3 protein-coding genes and 1 pseudogene are annotated in these 3746 nt (G+C 63.2%); 2 read left to right on the top strand and 2 right to left on the bottom strand.

Translation table 11 applies throughout. The features are described 5' to 3' along the window. A pseudogene (locus Q0964_RS16250) lies at positions 1–134 on the top strand (IS1595 family transposase); the annotation flags it as partial. 68 nt (positions 135–202) lie between these two features. Here the strand turns inward: Q0964_RS16250 and Q0964_RS16245 are convergent. Together Q0964_RS16245 and aglG are read right to left on the bottom strand one after the other, a co-directional pair. Then, a complete protein-coding gene (locus Q0964_RS16245; protein WP_299269667.1) occupies positions 203–1348 on the bottom strand; it encodes a glycosyltransferase family 4 protein in 1146 nt (381 codons plus the stop codon). A 1-nt stretch (position 1349) separates the two neighbouring features. Further along, positions 1350–2285 carry a glucosyl-dolichyl phosphate glucuronosyltransferase gene (gene aglG, locus Q0964_RS16240; RefSeq protein WP_299269664.1) on the bottom strand — a complete coding sequence of 312 codons (936 nt, stop codon included), beginning with the start codon at positions 2283–2285 and terminating at the stop codon, positions 1350–1352. Positions 2286–2391: 106 nt separating this feature from the next. Here aglG and Q0964_RS16235 point away from each other — a divergent pair. Beyond that, positions 2392–3746, top strand: a 1355-nt coding sequence (locus Q0964_RS16235) for an STT3 domain-containing protein (protein ID WP_299269661.1), incomplete at its 3' end; no start/stop codon positions are given.

The raw sequence follows: 3746 nt of genomic DNA, 5'->3' as shown, positions 1-3746 counted from the left end.
AGAAGTTCCGCGGCCTCTCGAAGCCAGGATTAGAGCAGTCCGTCCGAACCTACGGGTTCGTACGGACGCTAAACCTCGCCGGAGTACCGTTGAGCGGACTCATTGACTGCTTTGCGGTGAACGTGTTTCGCTGAGTTATGCAAGAGCCTTCTAAACGACTTTGCGACGCGACCCAAATATTGTCTGATGTTGAGATAGGGCCTTAGCGGCCCGATTCGCGGAGAATCGCCCGGTACCGTGCCACGGCCGCCTCGAAGGAGTAGTCGGTCTCGACGAGCGACCGTCCGTTCACGCTGATGTCGTCCAGCGCCGCCTCGTCTATGATTTCCGCGATCTGTGCGCCCAGCTCGGACGACGCCCGCGAGTCGATTCGAAACCCCGTTTCGCCGTCTCTGACCACGTCCGGAACGCCCGAGACGGGCGAGGCAAGCACCGGCGTCCCACAGGCCAGCGATTCGAGTATGGTCGTCGGGAGCCCCTCGGTCGGCTGGGAGGGCAACACGAGCAGTGCGAGATCGTTCAACTGCTTGGGGACATCGTCGTGGTCGACCCAGCCGGTCAGTTCGACTTGGCCGCTTGCTATCTCCGCGTCCAGTTCGGCTTCGAGCCACTCGCGTAAGTCCCCGTCACCGATGAACCGGAAGGTGACATTGTCGGGGAGCTCCCTGGCGACCGCGGCCAGCTCCCGGATACCCTTCTCCTCGTCGAGCCGGCCGAGGAAGCCGACGACGCGGTCGCGCTCCTCGTAGGGGCGCTGGATACGGAACTCGTCGGTGCGGACGTAGCGGGCACCGGTCGGATACACGTCCGGCGCCTCCGGGTGGAGGCCGAGCTGCCGTGCCATCGCGGGCGTGTACGTGACGACGCCGTCTGCGACGGCGAATCCGGCTCGTTCAAGCGCGCGAACCAGGCCGGCGAGCCCGCGAGCCAGCGGCGCCGGCAGTCGCTGCTCCCAGTTGAGCCGCAGTGTCAGCGGCACGTCGCCCCGTGGCTCGACGAGCACCGTCTTGCCAAGCAGCCTGGCGGCGACGATGGGCAGCAGGTACGAGGTGGCGCCGTAGAACAGCACGACCACTTCGTCGCGGTCGGCCAGCACGCGGCACATCCGGAGCTGGTTCAGAAGGAACCTGGCGGCCGCGACCAGGACGGAATCGCCGGCACCCTTTCGAGTAAGCTCGACGACCTCGCGGCGCTCGTGTATCTCCGAGTCGGCCGGCAGGTCAGCCGTCACGAGCGCCACGCCCGTAATCGCCGCGAGGATATCCAGGAGGCTACGGGTAGCGTTCTCGCCGGCGGCGGCGAGGGGATGAGTCACGACACAGACGTCCGGGAGACTGGCGTCAGTCATCTTACCCCCACACCGTGGTTCCATAGAGGTAGCCAGCGCCGACAAAGCCGGTCAGGACGAACAGGGCGACGAGCTGGACGGCAGCGACAACGGAGGGCGACCTGACCAGCCCACCGATGCGGTCGGGGACCGAATCCAGCAGCAACTGCCGGAGGAAGTCGGACTCTTCGCCGGTCGACTCGGGCACGAGCACCTCCATGCCCCGTTTCGAGTACCCCTGCCAGAACGCCCGGTCGACGAGCCAGCCCGGGTCGGTCCGGTAGTCAAACACCTTGTGAGCGACACGCGCGTCGGGCGTGTAGTGGACGCCGTAGCCGAACTCGCTTTGCATCCGGGCACACAGTTCCGGCTCCTCGGCTTGGAGGTTCTTCTCGCCCGTTCGACCACCGATTTCGGGGTCGAACCCGCCCAGTGCCTCGTATACCTCGCGTCGAAAGGATATATTCGAGCCGAACGTGTTCCTGACCTCACCGGCCTCGTCGGGATCACCGTTCGGTCCAAAGCCCTCGTGTGTGACGCCGACGAGCCAGTAGAACTCCGGTGGGAGGAAGGCGGGCTTGCCGGCAACCCAGTACGGGACCATTCGACCGCCTGCGGCGGGAACATCCCGCTCCTCGTACACCGAGACAAGCTCCGCGAGCCAGTCCTTGTCGGCGAGGGCGTCGTCGTCGAGGAAGGCGAATACGTCACCGTTTGCGACGGCTGTCCCCGCGTTTCGGGCCGCCGCGAGGCCAACGTTATCGTCGGTCTGGGTACAGACTACGTCGTCGTGGTCACCGAAGTCGGCCTCGAACTGCTCGTACAGCTCCTGATCTCCGTCCGAGACCAGCACTAGTTCAACGTTGTCGTGGGACTGTCCCAGGACACTCTCGGCCGCCTCGCAGCAGTCGTCGTATCGCTCCAGCGTATGCTTGCAGATGACGACCGAGACACGCATGATCGAGGTTTGAGACACCGGCCCGGTTATGCGTTTCCATCTCGCGCGGCCCCGCAACGAGGCGAGGTCAAAAGGCTTATGCGCGCCTTGGCAGTGTCTCAGACCAATGAGTCACTCACGGGGGACATCCGCGGAAAACCCCGAACCAGAGTCCACGCTGGACAGGGTCAAAGCATGGTATCATGTACCAGCCCTCCTCCTCGTGCTCGGGTTCATGCTTTGGAATCGGGCCCGGAACTATTCGAGATACATCGTTGACGGTGAGGTTCTGTTCACCGGGACTGACCCGTGGTACCACTACCGCTCAACGATGTACGTCGTCCGCAACTGGCCGGCGACGATGCCGTTCGACCCGTGGACCTACTTCCCAATCGGTAACCGGACCGGGCAGTTCGGTACGCTGATGGACCAGGTGTTCGGGACGATAGCCATCATAATCGGCCTAGGCGACCCCAGCGCCCACACGGTCGCGCTGGTCGCACTCTTCGCCCCGCCCGTCATGGGTGCGCTCGCAGCGATACCAACCTACTACATCGGCCGGCGACTGGCCGGCCGCATCGGTGGTGTGACTGCGGCCGTGATTCTTGCTCTCTCGGCTGGGACGTTTCTCCAGCGGAGCCTCGTCGGTGTCTACGACCACCAGGTCGCCGAGGGACTGCTGCAGGTTACCTCGATCCTCGGAATGATGGTTGCGCTTTCAGTCGCCGAGCGTGACAAACCCGTCTACGAGCAGTTCCTCGACCGTGACATCCCCGGGCTCAGGGCCACAGTTGGCTACTCGATGCTCGCGGGCATCGCAATCTCGCTGTATCTGTGGACGTGGCCGCCCGCCGTACTCCTCCTCGGTATCGTCGGAACATTCTTTCTGCTATGGCTTAATATCGAATTTGTCCGGGGGAAAAGCCCAGAACACGCCGCTATCGTCGGTGCTGTGAGTATGGGAACAGTAGCCGTCTTACAGCTCGCAGTCACCCAGAGTCTTGCCATCGCGGCGACGGACCACACGCTGTTGCAAGTCCTATTGGCGGCCGCTGTCGCAGGTGGCTGTGTGTTCATGGCTTGGCTCGCACGCTTCGTTGAGGCCAACGAGTACGACCGGACCCTCTATCCGACCGCCATCATCGGTATTCTGACCACGGCGACGATACTGACGGCGGTCCTCTTTCCTGACGTTTTCAATTACTTAATCGGCCAGATTCTCCGTGTCGTCGGGTTCACTCAAAGTCCGGCCGCAACACAAACCTCAGTCGGAGAGGCGACGCCGTTGCGAAACCCCCGTCGCCTCTACCAGTATCACGGGCTCGCGCTCTTTGCCGCTGTCATCGGGAGCGTGCTCGTATTGTTCAACCAGTTCTTCGGTAGAGATGCGAGCGCGGAGCGGTTCCTTCTTGTCGTCTGGTTCGCGTTTATCCTGTCAGCCTCGTTCACGCAGATCCGATTCGGCGTCTATCTCGTCTTCCC

It is taken from the genome of Halorientalis sp. (assembly GCF_028275115.1).
Classification (GTDB): domain Archaea; phylum Halobacteriota; class Halobacteria; order Halobacteriales; family Haloarculaceae; genus Halorientalis.
The sequence above is the reverse complement of the archived record's forward strand: the minus strand, read 5'-3'. Positions and strand labels throughout refer to the sequence as shown.